This window comes from Microbacterium sp. CCNWLW41 (genome assembly GCF_037083505.1).
Genome location: NZ_JBAOJP010000002.1, coordinates 97,840 through 121,496 on the forward strand (window position 1 = coordinate 97,840; position 23,657 = coordinate 121,496).

The 23,657-nt window shown below is 73.1% G+C and carries 20 protein-coding genes and 1 pseudogene; 6 read left to right on the top strand and 15 right to left on the bottom strand.

Translation table 11 applies throughout. The features are described from left to right. Positions 1-84 precede the first annotated feature (84 nt). The 3 genes and pseudogenes from V6R91_RS08215 to V6R91_RS08230 form a co-directional block, all read right to left on the bottom strand. Positions 85-948 carry a fumarylacetoacetate hydrolase family protein gene (locus V6R91_RS08215; RefSeq protein ID WP_271062912.1) on the bottom strand — a complete coding sequence of 288 codons (864 nt, stop codon included), beginning with the start codon at positions 946-948 and terminating at the stop codon, positions 85-87. A gap of 35 nt (positions 949-983) precedes the next feature. Then, complete coding sequence (locus tag V6R91_RS08220; protein WP_336395123.1) at positions 984-1,991, bottom strand: C-terminal binding protein; 1,008 nt, start codon at positions 1,989-1,991, stop codon at positions 984-986. 88 nt (positions 1,992-2,079) lie between these two features. Then, a pseudogene (locus V6R91_RS08230) lies at positions 2,080-3,233 on the bottom strand (MFS transporter). Positions 3,234-3,419: 186 nt separating this feature from the next. On the opposite strand from V6R91_RS08230, the gene V6R91_RS08235 reads away from it, so the two are divergent. After that, the gene (locus V6R91_RS08235; RefSeq protein WP_336395126.1) at positions 3,420-4,169 is read left to right on the top strand and encodes an SDR family NAD(P)-dependent oxidoreductase; all 750 of its coding nucleotides are present in this window, start codon (positions 3,420-3,422) and stop codon (positions 4,167-4,169) included. Next, positions 4,162-4,503: a nuclear transport factor 2 family protein gene (locus tag V6R91_RS08240; protein ID WP_219084986.1), complete on the top strand. Its 342-nt coding sequence runs from the start codon at positions 4,162-4,164 to the stop codon at positions 4,501-4,503. Before V6R91_RS08235 ends, V6R91_RS08240 begins: the two co-directional genes overlap by 8 nt. A gap of 137 nt (positions 4,504-4,640) precedes the next feature. Here the strand turns inward: V6R91_RS08240 and V6R91_RS08245 are convergent, their stop codons facing one another. From V6R91_RS08245 to V6R91_RS08265, 5 genes are all read right to left on the bottom strand, one after another. Continuing rightward, positions 4,641-5,438 carry an SDR family NAD(P)-dependent oxidoreductase gene (locus V6R91_RS08245; protein ID WP_336395127.1) on the bottom strand — a complete coding sequence of 266 codons (798 nt, stop codon included), beginning with the start codon at positions 5,436-5,438 and terminating at the stop codon, positions 4,641-4,643. Continuing rightward, positions 5,435-6,517, bottom strand: coding sequence for an enolase C-terminal domain-like protein (locus V6R91_RS08250; RefSeq protein WP_336395128.1), 1,083 nt, complete (start codon positions 6,515-6,517; stop codon positions 5,435-5,437). Before V6R91_RS08250 ends, V6R91_RS08245 begins: the two co-directional genes overlap by 4 nt. Next, positions 6,514-7,275 carry an SDR family NAD(P)-dependent oxidoreductase gene (locus tag V6R91_RS08255; RefSeq protein WP_336395129.1) on the bottom strand — a complete coding sequence of 254 codons (762 nt, stop codon included), beginning with the start codon at positions 7,273-7,275 and terminating at the stop codon, positions 6,514-6,516. Before V6R91_RS08255 ends, V6R91_RS08250 begins: the two co-directional genes overlap by 4 nt. Positions 7,276-7,351: 76 nt before the next feature. Continuing rightward, the gene (locus tag V6R91_RS08260; RefSeq protein ID WP_336395130.1) at positions 7,352-8,740 is read right to left on the bottom strand and encodes a hypothetical protein; all 1,389 of its coding nucleotides are present in this window, start codon (positions 8,738-8,740) and stop codon (positions 7,352-7,354) included. A gap of 79 nt (positions 8,741-8,819) precedes the next feature. After that, a complete protein-coding gene (locus tag V6R91_RS08265; protein ID WP_219084978.1) occupies positions 8,820-10,178 on the bottom strand; it encodes an MFS transporter in 1,359 nt (452 codons plus the stop codon). 139 nt (positions 10,179-10,317) lie between these two features. Here V6R91_RS08265 and V6R91_RS08270 point away from each other — a divergent pair, with 139 nt between their 5' ends. Continuing rightward, on the top strand, positions 10,318-10,992 hold the full coding sequence (locus tag V6R91_RS08270) for a GntR family transcriptional regulator (protein WP_271059395.1): 675 nt from the start codon (positions 10,318-10,320) through the stop codon (positions 10,990-10,992). A gap of 330 nt (positions 10,993-11,322) precedes the next feature. On the opposite strand, the gene V6R91_RS08275 is transcribed toward V6R91_RS08270, so the two are convergent. From V6R91_RS08275 to V6R91_RS08305, 7 genes are all read right to left on the bottom strand, one after another. Beyond that, positions 11,323-13,479, bottom strand: coding sequence for a peptidase C14 (locus V6R91_RS08275; protein ID WP_336395131.1), 2,157 nt, complete (start codon positions 13,477-13,479; stop codon positions 11,323-11,325). 289 nt (positions 13,480-13,768) lie between these two features. Continuing rightward, positions 13,769-14,875, bottom strand: a complete 1,107-nt coding sequence (locus V6R91_RS08280; RefSeq protein ID WP_336395132.1) for a hydroxyacid dehydrogenase — start codon at positions 14,873-14,875, stop codon at positions 13,769-13,771. Then, positions 14,872-15,948, bottom strand: coding sequence for a dihydrodipicolinate synthase family protein (locus V6R91_RS08285; RefSeq protein WP_067249303.1), 1,077 nt, complete (start codon positions 15,946-15,948; stop codon positions 14,872-14,874). Before V6R91_RS08285 ends, V6R91_RS08280 begins: the two co-directional genes overlap by 4 nt. Then, positions 15,948-16,982: an NAD-dependent epimerase/dehydratase family protein gene (locus tag V6R91_RS08290; RefSeq protein WP_336395133.1), complete on the bottom strand. Its 1,035-nt coding sequence runs from the start codon at positions 16,980-16,982 to the stop codon at positions 15,948-15,950. Before V6R91_RS08290 ends, V6R91_RS08285 begins: the two co-directional genes overlap by 1 nt. 53 nt (positions 16,983-17,035) lie before the next feature. Further along, positions 17,036-17,941: a carbohydrate ABC transporter permease gene (locus V6R91_RS08295; protein WP_336395134.1), complete on the bottom strand. Its 906-nt coding sequence runs from the start codon at positions 17,939-17,941 to the stop codon at positions 17,036-17,038. After that, on the bottom strand, positions 17,938-18,861 hold the full coding sequence (locus tag V6R91_RS08300; RefSeq protein WP_217996239.1) for a carbohydrate ABC transporter permease: 924 nt from the start codon (positions 18,859-18,861) through the stop codon (positions 17,938-17,940). Before V6R91_RS08300 ends, V6R91_RS08295 begins: the two co-directional genes overlap by 4 nt. Before the next feature lie 70 nt (positions 18,862-18,931). Continuing rightward, positions 18,932-20,170: an ABC transporter substrate-binding protein gene (locus V6R91_RS08305; RefSeq protein ID WP_336395135.1), complete on the bottom strand. Its 1,239-nt coding sequence runs from the start codon at positions 20,168-20,170 to the stop codon at positions 18,932-18,934. A 197-nt stretch (positions 20,171-20,367) separates the two neighbouring features. Between V6R91_RS08305 and V6R91_RS08310 the strand changes: the two genes are divergently transcribed. The 3 genes from V6R91_RS08310 to V6R91_RS08320 are packed head-to-tail and all read left to right on the top strand — an operon-like array spanning position 20,368 to position 23,620. Further along, positions 20,368-21,567 (top strand): ROK family transcriptional regulator, encoded by a 1,200-nt coding sequence (locus V6R91_RS08310; RefSeq protein ID WP_336395136.1) that lies wholly within the window; start codon positions 20,368-20,370, stop codon positions 21,565-21,567. Continuing rightward, entirely contained in the window at positions 21,564-22,589 is a 1,026-nt protein-coding gene (locus tag V6R91_RS08315) for a Gfo/Idh/MocA family protein (RefSeq protein ID WP_336395137.1), read from the top strand. The genes V6R91_RS08310 and V6R91_RS08315 overlap by 4 nt, the downstream gene beginning before the upstream one ends. Further along, the gene (locus tag V6R91_RS08320) at positions 22,586-23,620 is read left to right on the top strand and encodes a Gfo/Idh/MocA family protein (RefSeq protein ID WP_336395138.1); all 1,035 of its coding nucleotides are present in this window, start codon (positions 22,586-22,588) and stop codon (positions 23,618-23,620) included. Before V6R91_RS08315 ends, V6R91_RS08320 begins: the two co-directional genes overlap by 4 nt. The last annotated feature ends 37 nt before the right edge of the window (positions 23,621-23,657 follow it).

Genomic DNA, 23,657 nt, shown 5'->3' on the forward strand with positions numbered 1-23,657 from the left:
CTCAACGACGGACGGGCTGGGCCCGCGGCACGGTCGCACTCAGCGGGAAGGACCGTGCCGCGGGCGCAGCCCGCCGGCGGCACCTCAGGCCACGACGGCGCGCCGCAGCCGCTGCCGCTGGCGCCCGAGCCCCTCGATCTCCACGGTCATCTCATCCCCGTCCCGGAGGTACGGGAAGCGGCCGGACAGCGCCACGCCCTGCGGCGTCCCGGTGTTGATGACGTCGCCCGGCTCCAGCACCATGAACTGGCTCAGATGGTGCACGAGCTCCCACACCGGGAAGATCATGTCGGCGGTGGACGAGTCCTGACGCGGCTCGCCGTTGACCCAGGAGCGGAGCCGCAGCGCCTGCGGATCCACCTCGTCGGCGGGCACGAGCACCGGCCCCAGGGGGTTGAACGTCTCGGCGCACTTGCCCTTGGACCACTGGCCGCCGGAGACGTCGAGCTGGTAGGCGCGCTCCGACACGTCGTTCGACACGGCGTATCCCGCGATCACGTCCCTCGCCGCAGCGGGCGCGGACAGGTAGCGGGCGGTGCGGCCGATGACCACCGCCAGCTCCACCTCCCAGTCCACCTTCTCCGCGCCCGGCGGCAGCAGCACGTCGTCGTCCGGGCCCACGACGGTGTTCGGATGCTTGAAGAACACGATCGGCTGGGCGGGCGGCGCGGATCCCGACTCCGCGGCGTGCGCGGCGTAGTTCTGCCCGACGCAGATCACGGCCGTCGGACGCGCGATCGGCGCCCCGGTGCGCCACCGCTCGACCGTCGGGTCCGCGACCGGCAGACGTCCTTCCCGCAACGCCGCCCGTACTCGCCCGATCCCATCGTCGGCGAGGAAGGCGCCGTCGATCTCCGCGGTCACGGACGCCAGCTCGCGCAGCGTCCCCTCGTCGTCCCGCACGAACGGGCGCTCCCGGCCCGGCTCTCCTCGGCGCATCAGCTGCATGGTGTTCCTCTCGTTCGGGTCCGGGTGCGTGCGGATCAGCGCGAGCTCGGCGCGACGTCCGCGGAGGCTCCGCGCACGGCCCGGTCGGGGTTGACGATCGCGTCCACCCGCTCTCCGGCCAGGAAGCGGACGATGTTCTCGGCGGCATGCACCGGCAGATCCTGCAGCGCCTCGGGCGAGTACCAGGCCGCGTGGGGTGTGAGCAGGACGTTCGGGGCGTCTCGGAGAGCGGCGCCGGCCGCCAGAGGCTCCTCCTCGAACACGTCCAGCGCCGCCGCGCCGATCCGCCCGTCGTGCAGCGCCGCGACCAGTGCGGTCTCGTCGATCAGCGGACCGCGACAGGTGTTCACGATCACCGCTCCCGGCTTCATCGCGGCGATCGCCTCCTCGTCCACGAGGTGGCGGGTGTCGGCGGTCAGCGGCACGTGCAGGGTGAGGATGTCCGCCTCGGCGAGAGCCTCATCGATCGCGACCGGCTCGCAACCGGCCGCCCGCACCGCCTCGTCGGGGGCGTAGGGGTCGGCGACCAGGACGCGGAAGCCGAGACCACGGCACCCGCGCGCGACGAGCGACCCGATCCGCCCGAACCCGAGCACGGAGATCGTCGTGCGGGATGGCCGCACGGCCATCGGCTGCGCGGCCACGGAGCGCCACTCGCCTCGGCGGACCGCACGGTCGTAGGCGAGGAGCCCGCGGGCCTGCGCCATGATCAGGGCGACCGTGTGGGCGGCGACCTCCTCGATGCAGTAGCTCGGGGTGTTGGCGACCGCGATCCCCCGCTCGGAGGCGGCGGCGACGTCGATCATGTCGTACCCGATGCCGAGCCGGCTGATCATGCGCAGTCGCGGCATCCGGTCCATGAGAGCCCCGTCGATCCGGTGCCACTGCACGATGAGGCCTTCCGCCTCGGCGCCGAGCTCGGCGATCCGGTCGTCGGTCGCCTCGGGGGCGCGGACGGCGCGGAGCCCGGCGGCGCGGAGCGTCCGCTCGGCGGCATCGCCGGGCAGGTCGCAGTCGGTGAGGAGGATCAGGGACTCAGCCATGGAACCAAATGCTATAGCATCTAGCATCCGCGTGCGACCGCCGGACCGGCGAGCCATCCGGCCCGCTGGTCCGGCACTCCCGATCCGCTCATCCCTGCCGCGCGTCTCGGCGGCCCGCCAGCGCCCACGGCGACGCGAGCGCCGCGACGCCGACCGCCAGCGTCGCCGCCAGGAGCACCGCGGGCGCACCTCCGCGGTCCTGGGCCGCGCCGGCGACGGCCGGCCCGAGGGTCGCGCCGAGGTTCAGCGCCACCGTCGCGAAGGCCCCGCCGAGCACCGGAGCCCCGGCGGCCTCGCGGACGATCCGGCCGATGACCGCCGAGCCACGGCGAAGCTGAGCGCGCCGCACACCGGCGTCAGCACGAACACGCCGACGGGACCGCCCGCGACGAGCGCGAACCCCGCCCATGCGCCTCCGAGCAGCAACAGGCCCGTCACGATCCACCGCCGCTCCCGGGGCGCGGCCCACCGCCCCGTCGCGCTCACTCCCGCGAAGGCGCCGACGCCGAACGCCGCGAGCAGCACGGGGACGAGGACGGGGACGATCCCCGCCGCCTCGGCCACGACGCCGAGGTACGTGAAGACCCCGAACGTCGCGGCATTGACGAGGACGCCGAGAAGGATCCCGCCGAGGACCGGCCGACGGCGCAGCTCCGCGACCTCGCGCCGCAGGGCGAACGACGCGCCGCCTCCGGGCGCGACCAGTGTGCGGTCGCGCGCGATCGCGATCAGCGCCGGCATGCACAGGGCCGCGACCGCCCAGAACGTCGATCGCCATCCCAGGACGGACGCGAGCGCCGCCCCGGCGGGGACGCCGACGATGGTCGCGAGCGTGGTCCCGGCCAGCAGCACACTGACGGCGCGGGTCGTCAGCGCGGCGGGCACGATCGCTCGGACGGCGCCGAGCGCCACCGCGAGGAAGCCCGCGTTCGAGACCGCGGCGACCAGACGCGTCAGCAGCAGCAGCCCGAAGGTCGGCGCCAGGGCAGCGCAGACGTGCGCGGCGAGGAACACGGCGAGGAGGACGAGGAGGGTGCGGCGGGGGTGCCACCGCACGGCGAACAGGGCCATCGCGGGCGCGCCCACCACCATCCCCAGCGCGAAGGCCGAGGTGAGGAGGCCGGCCGTCGCCGGGGAGACGCCGAGATCGGCGGAGATGTCGAGCAGGAGGCCGGCGAGCATGAACTCGCTCGTGCCCTGGGCGAAGACGGCCAGGGCGAGGACAGGGATCACGAAGGGCATGGTCATCCAGACACGCGGACGCGGCCTCCCGCACGGGAGGACGACGAGTCGAAAAGGGGTCGACGAGAGGCGGGGAGCGCACGACGTGCGCTCGCATCCGCGGTCTAGTGTCTGGACGCCTCGGGACTCATGGCCCCGATCCTACGCGAGATGCCCTGGCCTCCGTTTTGCTATAGCGTTTGGGGCATGACTGTTCGCCGTGCCCTGCTCACCGGGGCGAGCTCCGGCATCGGAGCCGCCGCCGCCCTCGAACTCGCCGGGGAAGGCACCGCTCTCTGGCTGACCTATGCCGGACGGGAGGCCGAGGCCGGACGGATCGCCGACGAGTGCCGCGCCGCCGGATCGCCCGACGTGCGCGTGTCCCGCCTGGATCTGCGGGATCCCGCCTCCGTGTCCGCCCTGGTCGAGGAGGTGTCGGGCGCGTGGGGGTCGCTCCACGTGCTCGTGAACAACGGCGGTGTCTGCCCCTACGTCCCCTTCGACGAGATCGACATCGACGAGTGGGACCTCGTGATGGAGACCAACGCCCGAGGCACCTTCCTCCTCACCCGCGCCGCCCTTCCCCTCCTGCGGGCGGCGGACGGCGACCGCTCCGTGGTGAACATCTCCTCCATCGCGGGGCAGGTCGGCGCACTGCAGACCGGGATGCACTACGCCGCGAGCAAGGGGGCGATCCTCGCGATCACGCGCAGTTTCGCGCGGCTGCTGGCCGGCGAGGGGATCCGGGTCAACGCCGTGACCCCCGGCCCGGTCGCGAGCGCCATCACCGACCAGCTCCAGGGGGAGGGGCGCGACCGCCTGGCCGCGTCGATCCCGCTCGGCGCATTCGGCGAGCCGCAGGACGTGGCCTGGGTGATCGCCTCGCTCGCCTCGGAGCGTGCGCGCTTCGTCACCGGAGCCACGTACGACGTCAACGGAGGAGTGCGCATTGACTGACACCGCCCGCAGCCCCCTGGACACCGTCCGGGCGCAGCTCGACGCGTTCAACGCGCACGACCTGGACGCGTTCGTGGCGACCTACGCGGACGACGCCGTGATCACGGGCGTGGCGCCCGAGCCGATCGCCGGATCGGACGCGATCCGCGCCTTCTACGAGCCCCGGCTGCAGAACCCCGACCTCTCCTGCGTGATCGAGACGACCGTGCTGTTCGGCGACCGCTGGGTCGTCGCGCAGGAGCAGGTCGTGAACGCCGGCGTCGCCACGGAGACGATCGCCACCTTCGACGTGGTGGACGGCCGGATCGCCCGCGCGTCGATGCTGAAGGCCTGATCCACCCCCGGACGTTGAGCGAGGAGCGCCCAGCCCCGGGTCACCACGTTTCGACTCGCTGCGCTCGCTCAACGACCGAACACCGCCGGTCGTTGAGCGAGGAGCGCAGCGACGAGACGAAACGCGGCCACCCAGGATCAGCGGGTGAAGCGGCGGCGGAGCTCCGGATCCACGGACACGTCGCCGAAGGACGCCGACCAGCCGCCGTCCACCGCGATCGACTGGCCCGTCAGATACGGCGCCTCGTCGGAGAGCAGGAACGCCACGACGGCGGCGACCTCCTCCGCCCGGGCGATCCGCCCCATCGGCGGCCCCTCGGCGAGCGCCCGTTCCGCGGCCCCCGGATCCGGCGAGGCGGCGATCTGCGCGTCCAGGTGCGGCGTGCGCACCCCTCCGGGGGCCACCGTGTTCGCACGGATCCCGAGCCCGCCGTACGTGACGGCGACGCTGCGGGTCAGCGCGTCGATGCCGCCCTTGGTGAACTCGTAGGCGGCGTGGTCGGGGTGGCTGAGCCGACCGTGGATCGAGCCGACGTTGACGATCGCGCCGGCCACGCCCTGATCCACGAACGCCGACACGGCGGCGGCGCAGCCCCACACGTATCCGAACCCGTTGATGCCGACGAGCTCGCGGACCGCGTCCTCATCCAGGGCGTGCAGGGGCGTGCGCCGGGTGATCCCGGCGTTGTTCACCCAGCCGGCGAGGGGCGCCCGCGCACGGGCCGCCGCGGCCGCGCGCTCGTGCGCGCCGCGCTCGGACGCGTCGCCGAGGACGACCTCCGCACAGGCGCCGTCCTCCACGCTCCCGGATCCGGCCGTCCGTTCGAGGCCGACCACGATCCATCCGTCGGCGGTCAGACGCTCGGCGATCGCTCGCCCGATCCCCTTGCCGCTCCCGGTCACGACCGCACTGCGCGTCACGGCTCCCCCGCTCACGGCGTCCTCCCGTCGAACGCGAACACGTCCGGGGCGAAGGTGAACCCGAGTCCCGGCTCGGACGAGGGCGTGACCCGCCCGGCGAACACCGGGCCGCCGCGGACGAGCGTGGGAGCCGGGTCGTACGGGTTGCCGTCCCGCGCGAAGGTCTCCACCTCGATGCCGAGGTGCGCGGTCACCTCGGGGTACACGTGCCCGGACACCGGGACGCCGCGCTCGGCCGCCCATGCGATGACCTCGCGCGCCGGGGTGATGCCGCCGATGGCGACCACGTCCAGGCGCAGCGCGTCCACCCCGCCGACCTCCACGAGGGCGCGCAGGACGGCGGGGTCGGTGACCTCGTCGCCGACGGCCACGGGCAGGCCGGTCTCCCGGCGGATGCGCGCGACGCCCTCGGCGTCCTCGGGCAGCAGCGGATCCTCCACCCAGCGGAGGGCGGGCTCTCCCCACCGCCGGATCTCGGTGATCGCCTCGTCGGCGTCGCGCCAGCCGAACCCGACGTCGACGACGAGCCCGGTCTGCGCGGGCAGCTCCCGGCTCAGGATCCCGAGGAGCGCGTGCATGTAGTCCGGGTCGGGCAGGCGCGAGATCTTCACCGCGGACCACCCGTCGGCCTGGGCGAGGACCTCGTCGGCGACCTGCCGAGGCGAGCGGGACGGGGAGGGGTACGCGGCGACGAGCATCCCCTCGCGCGGGTCGTCGCCCATGTCGAGCAGGCGCCACAGCGGGAGGCCGGCTCGCCGCGCGGCGATGTCCCACAGGGCGATGTCCACGAGCCCGATGGCGCGGCGGACGAGCCCGGTGCGCCCGACGATCGCGCTGCCCCGGAGCATCCGGTCCCAGGTCCCGGCCGGGTCGTCGGCGTCGGCGCCGCGCGCGTGTGCGGCCACCAGCCGCTCGACGATCTCGGCCATCGGCGCCTCGCGCGTCAGCGCATACGCGAGGCCCGTCGTGCCGTCCTCCGCCTCCGCGCGCACGGCCGCGTACTCCCGCCGCGTGACCGTCATCGCGCCGAGCTCCAGCGGCGCGGGCAGCGCCAGCGCCGCGGTCGCGGCGTCGACGCGCGCGATCCTGGTCATTCGGGCTTCCTCGCGAGGGGCACGCCGTAGTCCACCATGAAGCCGCCGTCGACGTACAGGGTCTGGCCGTTCATGTAGCGGGCATCGTCGGACACGAGGAAGCTCACGGCGGCGGCAATCTCGGCGGCATCGGCCAGGCGCCCGGCCGGGATGCGCGCGAGGATCGTGTCGAGGCTCAGCGTGCCGGCCTCCACGCCCTGGCGGAAGACGCCGGTGTCGACGTATCCGGGCGCGACCGCGTTCACCCGCACGCCCCGCGACGCCCATTCGGCGCCCGCGGTCGCGGTGAGGCCGATCACGGCGGCCTTCGTCGTGGCGTAGGGCGCCCGGCCGGCGGATCCGCGCGACGAGATGGACGAGATGTTGACGATCCGCCCCTCCCCGCGCGCCAGCATCCGGCGGCCCGCCGCCTGCAGGCAGGCGAAGACGCCGTTCAGGTTCACGTCCACGACGGCCGCCCACTCGTCCCAGGCGAGATCCTCGATGGCGCGGTGGCGCTGGATCCCCGCGTTGTTCACGAGGACGCCGATCGGGCCGACCTCGTCCTCGATCGCGGTGAACACGCGATCCACGGCTGCCGGGTCGGTGACGTCGAGCTCCCGCCAGAGCACGCCGGCGGCGTTGTCCCCCGCCGTGAGCCCCGGGACGCGGTCCGCGGCGACGACCGTGAGCCCGTCGGCGGCGAGCCGCTGCCCGATCTCCCAGCCGATGCCGGCGGCGCCGCCGGTGACGACGGCGACGGGTGCCTGAGCGGTCATGTGCTGTCCCTTCCCTCGCGACCCGGACAGGGCCGCAGTTTGCTATAGCAAGCCTATCGGCGATGCGTGCGTCGCCTCATCCGGCGAGCGCCCGGGCGACGAGGGCGCATGCGTGTTCCTCGAGCCGCTCCAGGGCGCCGGGGGCGAGCGGCGTCTGCCACGCCTGGTAGGCGCCCCGCGCATAGGCCTCGCGCGTGGGCAGGTACACGAACCCCGGGCCGTTCGTCAGGTTCATCACGACGATCGGGACACCGGGGAACCGGTCGCGCAGCGTCGTCTGCAGGCGTGAGTACGCCTCGCCGGGATGCCCGACGACCACCGCGTCGCCGAGCCGCCACACCCAGACCGGATGACGCACGGTCGGGCCGTCGATGTAGCCCTCGCGCAGGTTCCGGGCCCGCCCCAGGCGTTCCGCACGTGAGCGGGGATCGATGTCCTTCCATTCCTCGGCGAGCTCGTCCAGGGTGGGGAGGTCGCGCAGCGGCAGCTCGACCGCCTCGTGCAGCGACACGGCCGCCTCGCCTCCCGCGGCCGGCCGAGGCGACCACACGGCCAGCGGCGCGCCGGACTCGACCACGTCGTCGAGCACCAGCTCCGATCCGGCGACCGGGAGGGCGTCCAGTGCGGCGACCACCGCGTGGCCGAGCGAGCGCCCGTGCCGGTCCGCGACCGCCGTGTCGCCGGTGTACTGCTCCCGCGGGGCGAGCTCTCCGGACGCTCCCTGGACGAACAGGCACGGGGCGCCCGTCGCCGCCTCCACCACCTCCCGGGTGGCGCCGACGTAATCCGGCGAGACCCCGCGGTGCTGCCACGCGAGCGTGGTGGGGTGGCAGGCGTAGTTCACGAGGGTCGCGACGGTCGCGCCGTCCGCACTGACCCGGCCGATCATGACCGTGTCGTCGGCCGGCGCGGCCGCGGGGTTGAACCCCACCAGCGCCCGGCCGTCCAGGTCCAGCTCGCGCTCGGCGGCGAGCGCGCAGCGCCCGGTCGTCCATTCGATCAGCCCGGGCCGGGCACCGGCGATCGCCTCCCGCCCGGCCTCGATCCCGGCCGTAGCGAGCGCGTCCAGATACCCCGGGATCAGCTCGCCGCCCGGCAGGTGCGCATCCGCCGCGCACAGCACCGCACCCGCGTGCGTGTGGGACAGGGAGATCATCACCTGATCCGCGTCCAGCCCGAGCCCGTCACGCACCGCCTGGCGCACGCCGTGCTCATCGGAGACCCGTCGCCACCAGGTGCCGTCGACCGCCAGCAGCAGCCGCACCCGGTCGTCGCCGCCGATCACGGCGAGCGCGGTCAGCGCGAACGGGCGGTGCACGCGCTCGGAGCGCTCCCAGTCGGCCGGTCCCCAGTTCTTGGCCCGGATGCCGAGCGGCGGGGTGATGTCGCGGCGGGCGACGCCGACGGCCGCGCGCGTGCGGGGGACGCGGATCCGATCGCCCATCGCGGGGACTGCCTGGCTCATGGGTTCCATCCTTCTCCTTCCGCAGCCCGGCGCCGACCCTCGCGGATCGGCGCCGGCCCGTCGTGCGTCCCCGTGCGGGTCAGCGCTCCGCGGCGCCCACCGCGGCCGGCTCGGCGGACGGCGGGGCGGAGAACTCCGGCCGCCGGCTGAGCACGAACCCGATCACGGCGCCCATCAGCGTGAGGGCTGCGATGAGGAGCAGGCCCCAGATCGCCGAGCCGGTGCTCTGGCTGATCCATCCGATCGCGTACGGGCCCGCGAACCCGGCGAGGTTGCCGACCGAGTTGATGAACGCCAGGCCCGCTGCGGCGGCGGTGCCGGTGAGGATCATCGGCGGCAGGCTCCAGAACAGCGGCGTCGTGGAGAACAGCGCCGACATGCCGATGCAGAGGGCGACCAGCGCCAGTGCGGGGGTGCCCTGCGCGGCGACGGCGGCGATCAGGGAGAGCGCCGTGATCGTGAGCGTGATGCCGATCTGCAGGGGGATGTTGCCCTGCTTGCGGGCGGCGCGCTCCCACGGGAGCATCAGCAGCGCCGCGCAGATGTTGGGCAGCGCGACGAGCCATCCGGTCGTGCCGGTCGAGAAGTCGCCCATGTTCTTCACGATCGTGGGCAGCCACAGGCCCAGGCCGTACGCGCCGAACACGACGCCGAAGAACAGCAGGATGAGGGTCCACAGGCGCCCGTTGCCGAAGACGGCGGCCAGCCGGATCCGTCCGTGCCGCTGCTCGGTCGCCGCGGTCTCGCGAGCGATGGTGTCGGCGATCCATCCCTGCTCGGCGGGCGTCAGCCAGGTCGCGTCCTGCGGGCGGTCGGGCAGCCAGAAGAAGACGACGAAGGCCAGCAGCACCGCCGGGATCCCCTCCAGGACGAAGACGAGCTGCCATCCCTCCAGGCCGAAGAGTCCGTGGAAGCCCATGATCCATCCGGACAGCGGGGCGGCGACGGCGTTGGCGAGCGGGTTGGACAGCGCGAACACGGCCAGCACCTGGGTGCGGTACTGCCGGGGGAACCACAGCGTGAGGTACAGCAGCACGCCGGGGAAGAAGCCGGCCTCCGCGACGCCGAGGATGAAGCGGGCGATCGTGAACTGCAGCGAGTCCTGCACGAACGCGGTCAGCACCGCCACGATCCCCCAGGAGACCATGATCCGGGTGATCCACTTGCGCGCGCCGAACTTCTCCAGCAGCAGGTTGCTGGGCACCTCGAACAGCAGGTAGCCGATGAAGAAGATGCCCGCCGCCAGGCCGAAGGCGGCCTCGGTCATCTGCAGCGCCTCGGTCATCTCCAGCTTGGCGAAGCCGGCGTTGTTGCGGTCGATATAGGCGACGAGGTACAGCAGGCCGAGGAACGGCCCGAGGCGCCAGATCGCCTTCTTCATGGCGCTCGCGCCGAGATCGGCGTCGAGCGGGGCGGCGCCGCTGCGGGGCTGGGACATGACAACTCCTTCGTCATCCGGGATTGCGGCAATGCTATAGCATCTAGCAAATCCTGCAACCCTCTCGTCTTCCGCGGATGCCATAGCATCGGGGGAGCAGTCGGCCCCGCCGGGTCGGACGGAGCGGGGAGGAACGGCCATGCGGAGCGTGTCGGATCAGAACATCGCCGAGCAGGTCGCCGACGAGCTGCGATCCGCGATCCACTCCGGCGAGCTCCTGCCCGGCGAGCGACTGGTCGAGCGCAAGCTCGCCGAGCGCCTCGGCGTCAGTCACATCCCGGTCCGTGAGGCGCTGACGCGACTCGCCCAGGAGCACCTCATCGTCCGCGAGCCGCGCCGCGGGGCCCGGGTCGCGGAGCTGACACCGCGGGACCTGGAGGAGATCTCGAGCCTGCGGATCGTGCTGGAGCAGTTCATGGCCCTGCGCGTCCAGGAGCGATGGACCCGCGCCGCGCACAAGCGCCTGCAGGGGATCGTCGACGCCATGGACGCCGCGGCCGTCGGGGACATGGCGGAGGTGCTCGCGCAGGACAGGGCGTTCCACGAGGCCATCGCCGAGCTCTCCGACCACCGGTTCGTCATGGAGCTGAACGCGCAGCTGCGCGGGCGCATCGCCGGGTTCATCCAGGCGGCGAACGCGGCGCTCCCACCCCAGGAACAGGCCGAGCACGTCCGCAGCCACCGCGTGATCCTCGATGCGATCGCGAGCGGCGACCCCGACGCGGTGCGCGCGGTGATCGCCGAGCACGTCACCCGGGCGGTGGAGCGGATCAGCCCGCTCGCGGCGCCGGTCCCGGACGAGACCCCCGCCTGACGCCCCGGGCCCCCGCGGCCACCCTCGGTCGTTGAGCGAGGAGCGCAGCACCGAGACGAAACGCGCCCAGCCCCGAGTCACCGCGTTTCGACTCGCTCCGCTCGCTCAACGACCGGAACTCCGCACCCCGGTCGTTGAGCGAGGAGCGCAGCACCGAGACGAAACGCGCCCAGCACCGGGTCACCACGTCTCGACTCGCTGCGCTCGCTCAACGACCGGAACGCCGCCACCTCGGGTCACCCCGTTTCGACTCGCTGCGCTCGCTCAACGACCGGAACGCCGCCAGCAGCGAGGAGCGCAGCGACGAGACGAAACGGTGCGCCGGGCGGATCAGACGACGACGTTGCCGGACAGCACCACCGCGGGTCCCTCGGGCGGCATCGCGGTCCGCGCGACGCCGGCCTCGGTGTTCGCCGCGTGCAGCAGCGTCGACCCGCTGCCGAACGCGGCGGGGTCCAGGGAGAGGGATCCGCCCTCGAAGCGGTTCCCGATGATCCGCGCCTGGTTGGCGCCGGACCCCAGGTCGACATGCGCGCCGGATCCCGTGAAGGCGCTGCCGTCGACGCTCAGCCGCAGCTCCGCGTCGCCCGCCCGGGACAGGAACCCGCCCGCGCCGGCGTCGACCCGCACCCCCGAGAACGACAGCGACTGCGCGCCGTCGCCGGTCGCGCGCACACGCGCACCGGTGAAGGCCGTGCCCTCGAACCGCACGGACCCCGCCGCGACCTGCACCGGATCCGCGTCCTCGGCCGCGGACCACGTCCCGCCGCGGACCGTGACGGGGCCGGAGCCCGCGATACGGACGCCGCCGACCCCGGAGAGATCCGTGTCCACGAGCGTGACCGGGGTCGTGACGGTGTCGTTCGTCAGGTCGCCCGGGGCGGCGAACGAGAAGCGCGAGTCTGCGATCACCGTGGGGCGGGCGGAGGCGTCGGAGGCCTGGGTGACGATGAGCGTGTGGGTCGCGCTGCATCCGCGCAGCTGCGCGCCGTCGGCGTTGATCCAGAGCATCCCGGATCCCTCCAGGGAGGGCTTGCCGATGACGTGGACGTCCTCCAGCGTGAGGTCGGTCACGCGCACCCGGGCGACGAACCACGAGCACACGTGGCCGCGCACCGTGATGCGCTTGGCGGCGGATCCCCACGGCGCCCCCGAGTTCGCGAAGGTCATCAGCCCGGAGTTGCCGACGTACGTCAGGTCGTGCTCGTACTGCCCGTGCGTCACGAACGGCCCCTGGTCGTCGCCGTCGCCGTGGCAGTTCTCCACGAGGCAGTAGGCGCTGGCGGTGAAGTCGTTGAGGTGGCGCGCGTTCGAGGTGCGGCAGTTGGCGACGTAGCCGTAGAGGCAGGAGATCTGCTGCGTGAGGTACCCCGCACCGCCGAGCGTCACCGAGACGGGGTTGGCGAGGGTGCAGTTCTCGGTCCTGTAGTGCGTGTTCCACCGGCGCATGATGAGCGGCCAGAACGTCCGCTCGCCCTCGATGCCGTCGACGTCGCACCGGATCGCGTACTCGAAGGCGAGCGGGTGGGATCCGGTGACGTCGTCGGAGCCCCCGCCGCGGAACCGGAGCCGCGAGACCCGGACGTCCTGCACCGGCTCGATCCGCCGCCACGTCATCGTGCGATCGGCGCCCAGCGGCCAGCCGATCTTGTACGCGATGCGGATGTGGCCGCCGTCGACGATGCCGGTCACCTGGACGAGCCGCTGGACCTCCCGCTCCCACCGCCCGGCGAGCGCGTTCACCTCCACGGCGTACCACGCGCCGACCGCGAAGAACGACGAGTCCGCCACCGGCAGGACGTCGGCGAGGTCCGGCACGTCCTCGCCCAGCGTCGCCTCCTGGACCTCCTCGGTGACGACACCGCGGAAGAACATCACCGCCGAGAACGGGTCATTCGCCGTGGCGTTCTCGATGCCCTCCGTCGTCATCAGATGCCCGCCGAAGTCCACCTCCAGGAACGAACGGGTGAGGACGTGCCGTCGGACGAAGTTGAGGTCGGTGTGCGCCTCGATCCGGCGCACGGAGGGATCCCCGACCATGGCGTCGAGCGCGTCATCGGCGGGGGTCTCCGGCCCGAAGACGCCGAACGCGCGGAAGTCGAGCGTCCCGTCGTGCAGCCGGACCCACACGGCACCGCCCTTGCCGGGGACGACGCGGCCGCCGTCGACGGCGGGGGCGTCCCGGGTGACGCAGCGGAACAGACCGCCTCCCCCGTCCCCGGCGGCGGCGTAGCCGGCGACCGCGACGACGTCGTCCTGCTTCCCCTTGCGGCCGGCCAGGTCGCCGACGGTCGCCGCGCCGTCCACGCCCCGCGCCAGGACCGGCGTCGTGGCGGGTGTCGCCGCCTGGGCCGCGGCGGGGGCGGCGACGGCGGCCACACCGCCGAGCGCCGCGGCCCCGAGGCCCGCGAGCACGGTGCGCCGGGTCCGTGGCGCACGGTCGGCCGCCGGATCGGTCGGGAAGTCGGGCAGGGTTCGATGCGTCATCGTCATCCTCTCCGCGCGGCGTCGGTGCCGCGCTGTCGTTTCCTTGGTCTTGGGGTGCGACGTTTCGTCTCGCTGCGCTCGCTCAACGACCGGGGGGAAACCGCCACCACCGGTCGTTGAGCGAGGAGCGCAGCGACGAGACGAAACGGCGCCACCGCCGGTCACCGCGTTTCGTCTCGCTGCGCTCGCTCAACGACCGGGGGCCACCCGCCAGCCCCGGGTCACCCCGTCTCGTCTCGCTCCGCTCGCACCGGCCTCGGGCTCTGCGCTCAACGACCGGGGGCCGGCGTCAGCCCATCGTCGCGAGGTGCGCCCGCGTCACCGCATGGCCGAGCTCCCTCCCGGAGACGAAGGCGTCGATCTCGTCCGCCACGATCCGCCCCTGCCGGAGGCGTCCCTCGCGCGTCCCCGCCGCACGGTGCGGCGTGAGCAGCACGTTCGGCAGGGTGCGCCAGGGCGAGGCCGCCGCGAGCGGCTCCTCGTCGAACACGTCGATGGCCGCGCTGAGCCGCCCGGACGACACCTCCGCCTGAAGCGCCCGCTCGTCCACGAGCCACGACCGCGCGGTGTTCACCAGCCCTGCGCCGTCCGGCATCAGGGCGAGCTCGCGAGCGCCGATGAGGTGGTGCGTCTCGGGCAGCGTCGGCGCGTGCACGGCGACGATCCGCGCGCGCTGCAGCGCGGCGTCGAGCGGCAGCAGCTCGGCGCCCAGGGCGTCCGCCTCCGCGGCGTCGACGGTGGGGTCGACGAGGAGCGGCCGGGCGCCGAGCGCGCGGATCATCTCCAAGTACGCGCGCCCGGTGCGGGACGCCCCGATCACGGCGATCGGCGCCTCGGCGATCTCGTGCTGGGTCCCCGCGGCCGGGTCGTACCACCCGCCGGTGCGCACGCCCTCGTGCAGGGCGGGGATCCGATGCAGCAGCGCCAGCGTGAAGGCAAGGGACACCTCGCCGACCGACCGCGCCATGCCCGCACCGGCCTGCGTCACGATCACCCCGCGGTCGAACAGCGCGTCCGTCGCGAAGGGCTTGACCGTCGCCCCGGTGTGCGCGACGAGCTCCAGCCGCGGGAACCGCGCGAGCACGTCCTCGTCGAGCGGACCGACGCCCCAGCTCGTGACGAGGACGCGAACGGCTCCGGGATCGGGGATGTCCGCGATCCGGTCGACGCGCACGAGCCCGGGCGCCGACTCCGGCGACGCGGAGGGCGGTCGCCGCGTTTCGTCTCGGTCCGCTCCGCGGTCCTCGCTCAACGACCGGGCGGCGCGGTCCTGGCTCAACGACCGGGACGCGCGATCCAGCCGTGCGGCGTCCTCCGGGGAGAAGAACTCCGCGAACAGCTCCGCCGACACCACGGCGACGACCGCCGCACCGGACCGCCGTCCCCCCTCGGTCATCGCAGCCACGCGTCCCGGTGCTCGGCGATGAAGGCGTCGTCGTTCAGGTCGGGATAGGCGCGGCGCACGCGGGCGATCTCCTCCGCCTGGCCCGGCGAGAGCCCCTCGTCCGGGTTGAGGCACCAGATCCCCTCCAGGAGCCCCTGCTGCCGGAGCATCTCGTGCACGCCGGCGATCACGCCGTGGAAGTCGTGGCCGGGGTCGAAGACCGCCTGGTTGACGTCGACGAGGTCGATCGCCTCCCGGCTGAGCTCCAGGGTCGCCTGCGCGTCTCCGGCGGCGGCGCGGTGGGCCCGCTCCAGGAGCGCGACGGCCGCGCGGGTCCCGACCGCCCACTGGCCGAGGAGGCCTCCGACGAAGCGCAGCGTCCGCGGCCCGTCCGGCGAGTCCACGTGGAACTCGGACAGGAGGTCGGCGACGATCGCGTCGTCGTTGCCGGTGTACAGCGCGATCTCGTCCGCGCGGCCCGACGCCGCCACGCCCCGGACGAGCTCGAGGGTCCGGTAGCGGTCGAAGGGCGCGGCCTTGACGGCGACGACCGAGGGAATGGAGGCGAACGCGCGCCAGAAGTCCCGGCTGAGCACGGGTCCGCCGATCGCGGTCTGCAGGTAGAAGCCGACGACCGGGAGCACCTCGCCGACGGCCCGGGCGCGGTCTAGCAGCACGCGCTCGTCGGCCCCCGCCACGCGCGGGCTCACCAGCACGGCGTCGTAGCCGAGGGAGCGGGCGAGCTCCGCCTCCGCGACTGCCTGGGCGGTGCCGCCGGCGACGCCCGCGATGCGCACCACGTCGGCTCCGGCCCGCGCGTCCAGCTCCTCCGCGGCGAGCGCGAGGACGGGCTCGAAAAGGGCGTGCTCGGCGTCGCGGATCTCGAACTGGGTGGTGTGCACCCCCACGGCGATCCCGCCGGCGCCCGCATCGAGGTAGTACCGGGTGAGCGCGCGCTGGCGGCGCTCGTCGAGGCGGCGGTCCGCCGTGAGGGCGAGCGGGTGCGCGGGGATCACCGCGCCGCGGGCGAGCGTGCGGGCGGCCTCGGGGCGAAGCACCGGGTGCACCGCGGGGACGGTCGCCATCAGAACCTCCCGTCGCGGACGGCCCACTTGGTGGGCTTGGCCGACAGGGGAAGACCGGACTCCAGCCACGCGGCCTGCCACGCGATGAGCGTGTCGGCCGAGTACGGCGGATAGCCGAACAGCGCCATGCACCGGCGGGAGTCGCTGAGCAGGGCCGTGGGCTCGGGCTCGTCGACGATCTCGACGTCGCGCCCGAAGAGCTCGCCGAAGCGTCGGGCGACGGCGGCGACGCTCAGGGTCTCGGGCCCGGTGAGGTTCACGGTGAAGGCGTCGGTCGACGCGTGCCCGAGGCTGCGCAGCACGACCTCGTTCGCGTACCCCTGCCACACCACGTTCACGGCGGCGGTGGCGACGGACACGGGCTGACCGGCGTGCACGGCGCTGGCGATGTCCGCGAGGACGCCGTAGCGCAGGTCGACGGCGTAGTTGAGCCGGATGAGGGCCACGCGGGTGCCGCGCTGCTGGGCGGCGAACTCGAACACCCGCTCGCGACCGAGGCACGACTGCGCATACTCGCCGATCGGGGCGGGAGGGACGTCCTCCGTCGCGCCGCCCGACGAGGCGGGAAGGAACGGGTACACGTTGCCGGTGGACAGGACCGAGATCGCGCTGTCGCGGTAGCGGCGGGCGACTCGGTCGGGGAGCGCGGCGTTGACCTCCCACGCCCACGACGGGCTCGTCGCCGCCCCGAACTTCGCGCCGACCATGAAGACCACGTTCGAGGCGTCCGGGAGCGGGGCGAGGTCGTCGTTCTCGATGAGGTCGAACGGCACCACGCGCACCCCGGCGCGCTCCAGGCGCTCGCGCACGGCGGCCTCGCCGAACCGGGACACCGCGTGCACGGCGTCGCCGTCGCGGCCGGCCGCGTCCAGCGCGCGCCGCGCCAGGATCGCGAGGGTCGGGCCCATCTTGCCGCCGGCGCCGAGGATGACGAGGTCCCCGCTGCCGCGGGCGAGGTCGGCGACGAGGGCGTCGCTCGGGGTCGTCAGGGCCTGTTCGAGGTCGGCTTCGGAGGCGAATGCCTGGGTGGTCACGGAGGATCCTTTCTGATCGGGGACGGCGAGGCCGCGGGCGTGGGGCGGGCGGCTCAGCCCTTGATGCCCGAGCCGGTCACGCCCTCCTGCACGTAGCGCTGGGCGACGAGGTAGGCGAGGAAGATCGGCAGCAGCGCCACGACGGACCCGGCGAGCATCGTGCTCAGCGGCACGTTCTGCTGCTGGAGCGAGGAGATGCCGACGGTGAGGGTGAACATCGCGTTGGACTTGGCGATGATCAGCGGCCACAGGAAGTCGTTCCAGTGCCACAGGAAGACGAAGATGCCGAGGGTCGCGAGGATCGGCTTGCACAGCGGCAGCACGATCCGCAGGAAGATCCGGAACTCCCCGGCGCCGTCGATCCTGGCCGCCTCGAACAGGTCGTCCGGCAGCCCCTGGATGAACTGGCGCATGAGGAACACCGCCTGCGCGTTGGCGAGGGTCGGGAGGATGAGCCCCCAGTACGTGTCGATCCCGCCGAGTCCCGCCATCATGATGAAGGTCGGGATCAGGGTGACGTGGAACGGGACCATGACCATCGCCAGGAACGACCAGAACATCACCTCCTTGCCCGCGAAGCGCTTCTTGGCGAAGGCGTATCCGGCGAGCGCCGACAGGAACAGCACCGCCACCACGGACACGAGCGAGTAGACGAGGGTGTTGCCGAGCCAGCCGATGAGGTTCTGCCCGCTGAGCACCTGCGCGTACGAGTCGAAGGACAGGTCCCAGGGCAGCAGCGAGCCCGGCAGCTCCACGACCTTCCCCGGCTTCAGGCTCAGCACGACCATGGCGTAGAACGGGAAGAAGCTGAGCACGGCCGCCAGCCCCAGCCAGATCCAGCGCAGGACCACGCCGATCCCGGTCGGCTCCAGGGCGCGGTACGAGCGCGAGCGCACGGGCGCCGGACGGCGGCGCCCGCGGGGCGTCTCGGTGAGGATCTGCTCGGTCGCGGTGGTCATTTCTGCCTTCCGATCACCAGGCGCTGGATGAGCGCGACGACGAGGGTCATGACGAACAGCGCGACGCCGACGGCCGCGGCGTAGCCGTAGTCGAAGTACTTGAAGCCCTGGTCGTACAGGAGGTAGACGAGGGAGTAGCTGGCGTTGGCGGGGCCGCCCTGCGTCATCACGTAGATCACGTCGAAGACCTGGAAGGCGGCCGTGGTCTCGATCACGGCGAGGAAGAAGATCGTGGGCCGAAGGTACGGGAGGATGATCCACCGGAACCGCTGCCAGGCGTTCGCGCCGTCCATCAGCGCGGCCTCCTCCAGCTCCCGCGGGACGTCCTGCATCGCCGCGATCATGATCATCATCCCGTAGCCGAAGCGGGACCAGACGCCCACGACGACGATGGCCGGGAGGACGAGGACCGTGCTGCCGAGCCAGGATCCGCCGAGTCCGAGCGGGGTCATCAGCGCCGACCACGGGCCGTTCGCGGAGAAGATCCACACGAAGATCGATCCGGCCAGGACCAGCGAGGTGATGACGGGGAGGAAGAAGACCGAGCGGAAGAAGCGCGAGCCGCGGAAGCTGCGGCGCACGCCGAGCGCCATCACGGTGGAGAGCACGAGGGCGATCGGGACCGCGAAGACCGTGTAGAGGACGGTCGTGCTGAGCGCCCGCCAGAACAGGGGGTCCGCGACGAGGCGCTGGAAGTTCTCCAGCCCCTTCCACGCGATCTCCCCGGAGATGTCGTACTCGAACAGGCTCAGGGCCACGCCGACGATGGTGGGGCCGAAGCGGAACGCGAGGAACAGCAGGAAGGCCGGCAGCACGAACAGCAGCGCGATGCGCGCCTCGCGGCGGGCGAGCACGCGGGTCACCGCGCCGGCCGGGCGGTCCGTCGCGACGGGCTTCTTCGCGGTCGTCAGCGTCGTCATGGGCACCTCTTCGTCCGTGGTCCGTTCGGGAGGAGGGCGGGGGCGCACGGTCGCGCCCCCGCCCCGGTGACTACTTGATGAGGGGCGCCGCCGCCGCCGCGGCCGCCTTCAGGGCGTCCTCGGGGCTCTTCTGCCCGAGCAGCGCCGCCTGGATCTCCGGGGACAGCACGCCCATGAGCGCGCGCGAGCTCGTCGCGAGCTGGCCGACCGTCGTGTCCGGCACGTACTTCTCCACCTCGCCGAGCAGCGGGTCGTCGGCGTAGATCGGGTCCGTCGTGCTGAGCGCGGAGAAGAAGCCGGACATCTTCAGGTACGGCTGGATCACCTCGGCGCCGGTCGCGTACTCCGCGAACGCGGCGGCGGCCTCGGGGGCCTTGGAGCCCTTCAGCACCGAGAGCGATCCGACCGTGCCGTAGGCGACCGGCTTCTCGTCCTTCAGCGGCGGGAGCACCTTCACGTTCTCGGCGCCCCAGAAGGGCTCGAGCTCGGTGACGGAGTTGTTGAACGTGCACGCGACCTTGCCCTGCGCGACCGCGGTCTGCTCGAGCGGGACGGTGGTGGTCAGCGCCTCGGGGTCGAGCGCCTTCTGCTCGGCCAGGTCCGTGAGGAAGGTCAGCGCCTTCTCGCCCGCCGCGCTGTCGAAGCCGACCTTGCCCTCCTTGTCGTAGACCTCGCCGCCCGCCTGCCACAGCAGCGGGTAGAAGGTGAGGTTGAGGGTGTTCTCCGCCGAGGCGGGGTAGTTCATCAGGTACATCCCCTTCTCCGCGAAGACGGGGGCCAGCTTCTCCATGTCGTCCCAGGTCTCCGGGTACTCCGTGACCCCGGCCTGCTCGAAGACGGAGGCGTTGCACAGCAGCGTCATGGCGCTGGTGAGCAGCGGGGCGCCGAGGATGTCGCCGTCGATCGTGACGGAATCCTTGACGTTGGGCAGCAGGTCCTTCTGCCGCTCGGCGCTGAGCAGATCGTTCAGCGGGGCGATGGACTTCTGGTAGGCGGCGAGCTGGTCCGGGATGAGGTAGACGAGGTCGGGTCCCTTGCCGGCGGCGATCGCCGTCTGGAGGGCCTCGTCGCGGTTCGCCCACGGGAAGATCTCGTAGTCGACCGTGATGTCCTCGTGATCCTTCTCGAACGCCTCGATGGTGTCGTCCCAGAAGCTCTTGTTCGCGGCCTCATCGGCGACGACCGGGTACAGCCACAGGGTGACGTGCTTGTCTCCGCCGGCGGCCTGGCCGCCTCCCGCCGAACATCCGGCCAGGAGGGCCAGGGCGGCGACGCCCGCGGCCACTCCGGTGAACGTGCTGACGCGCATGGTGCTCCTTTGCTTGAACCGTGCAGGGTAGAGCCCATTATGACACCACGGTGTGATAATGAGTCAAGCCCCGATTTCCGATGAACGTCAAGCACAGGTTCGGGATCCGCTCCATGGATCCCCTGACGCTCGCGAATTACGTGAGGTTGCTGTGCTATTTTGAACGCCAACCGGCGACGGCGTCGAAAGGAGCGAAGATGCCCGAGAGGACACCCCCGCCGATCATCGCGCGCTGCGCCGTGCACCTGCGGGACGCGGGCGATGCGACGGTCAACGAGATCGCCCGCACGCTGGAGCTGTCCCGCACCTCCGTCGAGAACGCCGTCTCCGCGCTGACCGACGCGGGAATCGTCGCCGAAGCGGCGGGCGGCGGTTCCGCCGGACGGGCCGGACGCCCGGCCCGTCGCTACGCCTTCGTCGCCGACGCCGGAGCCGTCGTGGGCGTCGACATCGGCGTGGCCAGCGTCCGGGTGCTCGTCGCCGACCTCACCGGCAGGGTGATCCGCCAGCACCGCTTCGAGGGCATCGCCCAGCAGCCCGACGGCGCCGCCAAGCTCGCGGTGGTGATCGCCGACATCCGTGCGGCGCTCGCCGAGGCCGCGGTCCCCGCCTCACGGGTCCGCGCCATCGGCGTCTCCCTCCCCGGCCTCGTCGAGGACTCGGGCCGGGTGATCGCCTCCGTGGTCATCCCCGACTGGTCCGGGGTCGACATCGGCGCCCAGCTGCACCAGGCGTTCGGGTGCCCGGTGTCCGTCGACAACGGCGTCCGTCTGGCGGCCGTCGCGGAGCACCATCTGGGGGTCGCGCAGCTGGTCGACGACGTCGTCTACCTCTCCGTGGGCAACCGCATCGCCATGGGGCTGATCCTCGCCGGGCGACCGCGCCGGGGCGTCCACAACGCCGCCGGCGACATCGGCCGCCTCGCCTTCCGCGGCATCGACGCCGACACCGGGCAGATCCGCTGGCGCACCGCCGACACGGCGGCCGGCGTCTTCGCGCTCGCCCGCGAGGGGCACTCCGGCGCGCAGGAGGAGATCGCCGCGTTCGTCGACGAGCTGGCGCACGGCATCGCGACCCTCGTCATGACCATCGACCCGGCGATGGTCGTGATCGGCGGCGGCCTGTCCGGAGCGCACGGCGCCCTGCTGGATCCGTTGCGCGCCGCCCTGCCCCGCCACATCGGACTGCCCTTCGAGGTCCCGCTCGTGGAGGCCCGGCTCGGCGCCGACGCCGCCGCCCACGGGGCCCTCGTGCACGCCTTCCGCCGGCACGCCGACGCCGTGTACGGCATCGAGGGGATGCCGGTCCCGCCCGTGACGCCGCAGCGCCGCCCCGGCACGTCGTCCGCACCCGCCCCGACCACCGATCCCGTCCCCGTCGCAGAGGAGCATCCATGACCACGTTGACCGTCGGCCTGATCGGCGCGGGAGGGATCTCCCGCGTGCACGCGGACGCCTGGCGCGCCCTCGGCGCGACCGGGTACGTGACGTCCCTCCAGGGTGCGGAGGCGATCGCCGAGGAGTACGGCTTCACCGTGGTCTCCGACGTCGACGCGCTGATCGATCTCGTCGACATCGTGGACATCGTCACGCCCAGCAGCACCCACGCCGACCTGGCGCTGCGGGCGATCGCGCGGGGCCGCGACGTGGTGTGCGAGAAGCCGCTGGCGGCGACGGCGGAGCAGGCGCAGCGGATCGCCCTGGCGGCGGAGCAGGCGGGGGTGCGGCTCTTCCCGGCGCACGTCGTGCGGTACTTCGGCGAGTACGCGGCGATCAAGGCCGCGATCGACGCCGGACGCCTCGGGACGGTCGCCGTGCAGCGGTTCAGCCGCGCCGGGTCCGCGCCGCGGACCCCCTGGTTCTTCGCCGAGAGCACGGGCGGGGGCGTGATCCGCGATCTGATGATCCACGACATCGACCAGGCGATCTGGTTCGCCGGCCCGGTCACGTCGGTGTACGCGGTGCAGAATCCGCCGACGGTGGACGACCGGGTGCCGACGCCGGTCACCGCGCACCTCGTGCTGACGCACCGCAGCGGCGTGATCAGCCACCTGCACGCCAGCTGGGTCGCCGAGGGCATGCCGTTCCGGACCAGCGTCGAGGTCGCAGGATCCGAGGGGCGCATGCGCCATGACAGCGCCGAGGACGCCGCCGTGCGCACGGACGCCGTCCTCGCCGAGGGGAGCACGGACTATCTGCCTCCGATGTCGCCGCAGGAGAGCCCCTACTACGCCGAGATCGCCGACTTCGTCGCCGCGCGGCGGGAGGGGCGCGACGCGCGGATCACCCCCGCCGACGGGATCGAGGCCGTGGCCGTCGCCGAGGCGGCCTACGCCTCGATCGCCGCGGGCGCCCCGGTCGCGCTCGCATCCGCGCCGGCCCCCGCATCCGCCCGTGAGACCGAGGAGGTCGCCCGATGACCACCGCCCCCGCCCCGCTGCGCGTCGCCGTCCTGTCCTTCGCGCACACCCACGCGATCAGCTACGTGCACGCCCTGAAGGCGATGCCCGGCATCGAGCTGATCGCCGCCGACCCGGACGGCGCCGCGGCCCCGGACGACGCGCCCCGGGGCGCGGAGCTGGCCGCGCAGCTCGGCGTCGCCTACGTGGACACCTACGACGAGGCGTTCGCGTGGAAGCCGGACGCCGTGGTCGTCGCCTCCGAGAACTCCCGGCATCGCGCCCTCGTCGAGCGGGCGGCGGCCGCGGGCGCGCACGTGCTGTGCGAGAAGCCCCTCGCGACCACCCCCGCCGACGCCGCCGCGATGCAGGAGGCGTGCGAGCGGGCCGGGGTGATCCTCATGGTCGCCTATCCGGTGCGGTTCGCGCCCGCGTTCCGCGACGTGCTCGCCCGGCTCCGCAGCGGGCGGCTCGGCGCCGTCCTCGGGGTGACCGGGACGAACAACGGCAAGCTGCCGCAGGACCGGGCCTGGTTCACGGATCCGGAGCTCTCCGGCGGCGGCGCCCTCGTCGACCACGTCGTGCACTGCGCCGATCTGCTCGACGAGCTCCTCGGCGAGCGCGTGGCGACCGTGCGGGCGGTCTCGAACCGCATCCTGCACGGTCAGCGGGACCTGACCGTGGAGACCGGCGGGCTCGTCACGCTGCGGTACCCGAGCGGCGTCGTCGCGACGATCGACTGCTCCTGGAGCCAGCCGATGAGCGCCGCCACGTGGGGCGGGCTGACCCTGCAGATCGTCGCCGAGCGCGGCACCGTCACGGTCGCGCCGTTCGCCAAGGGCGTGGCCGGGCACGACGCGCACGGCGAGACCTGGGACCCGGTCGGCGCGGATCTCGACGCGCTGCTCCTCGCGGAGTTCGTCGCCGCGGTGCGCGAGGGCCGCCGGCCGCAGCCCGACGCCGGGGTCGGCGTGCGGACGGTCGAGATCGTCGCCGCGGCCCAGGCCTCCGCCGCCCGCGGCGGCGAGGTCACCCCCCTCCCCTCCCTCTGACCCCCTGCCCTCTCTCCCCTGCCCTCCCCGGTTTGGG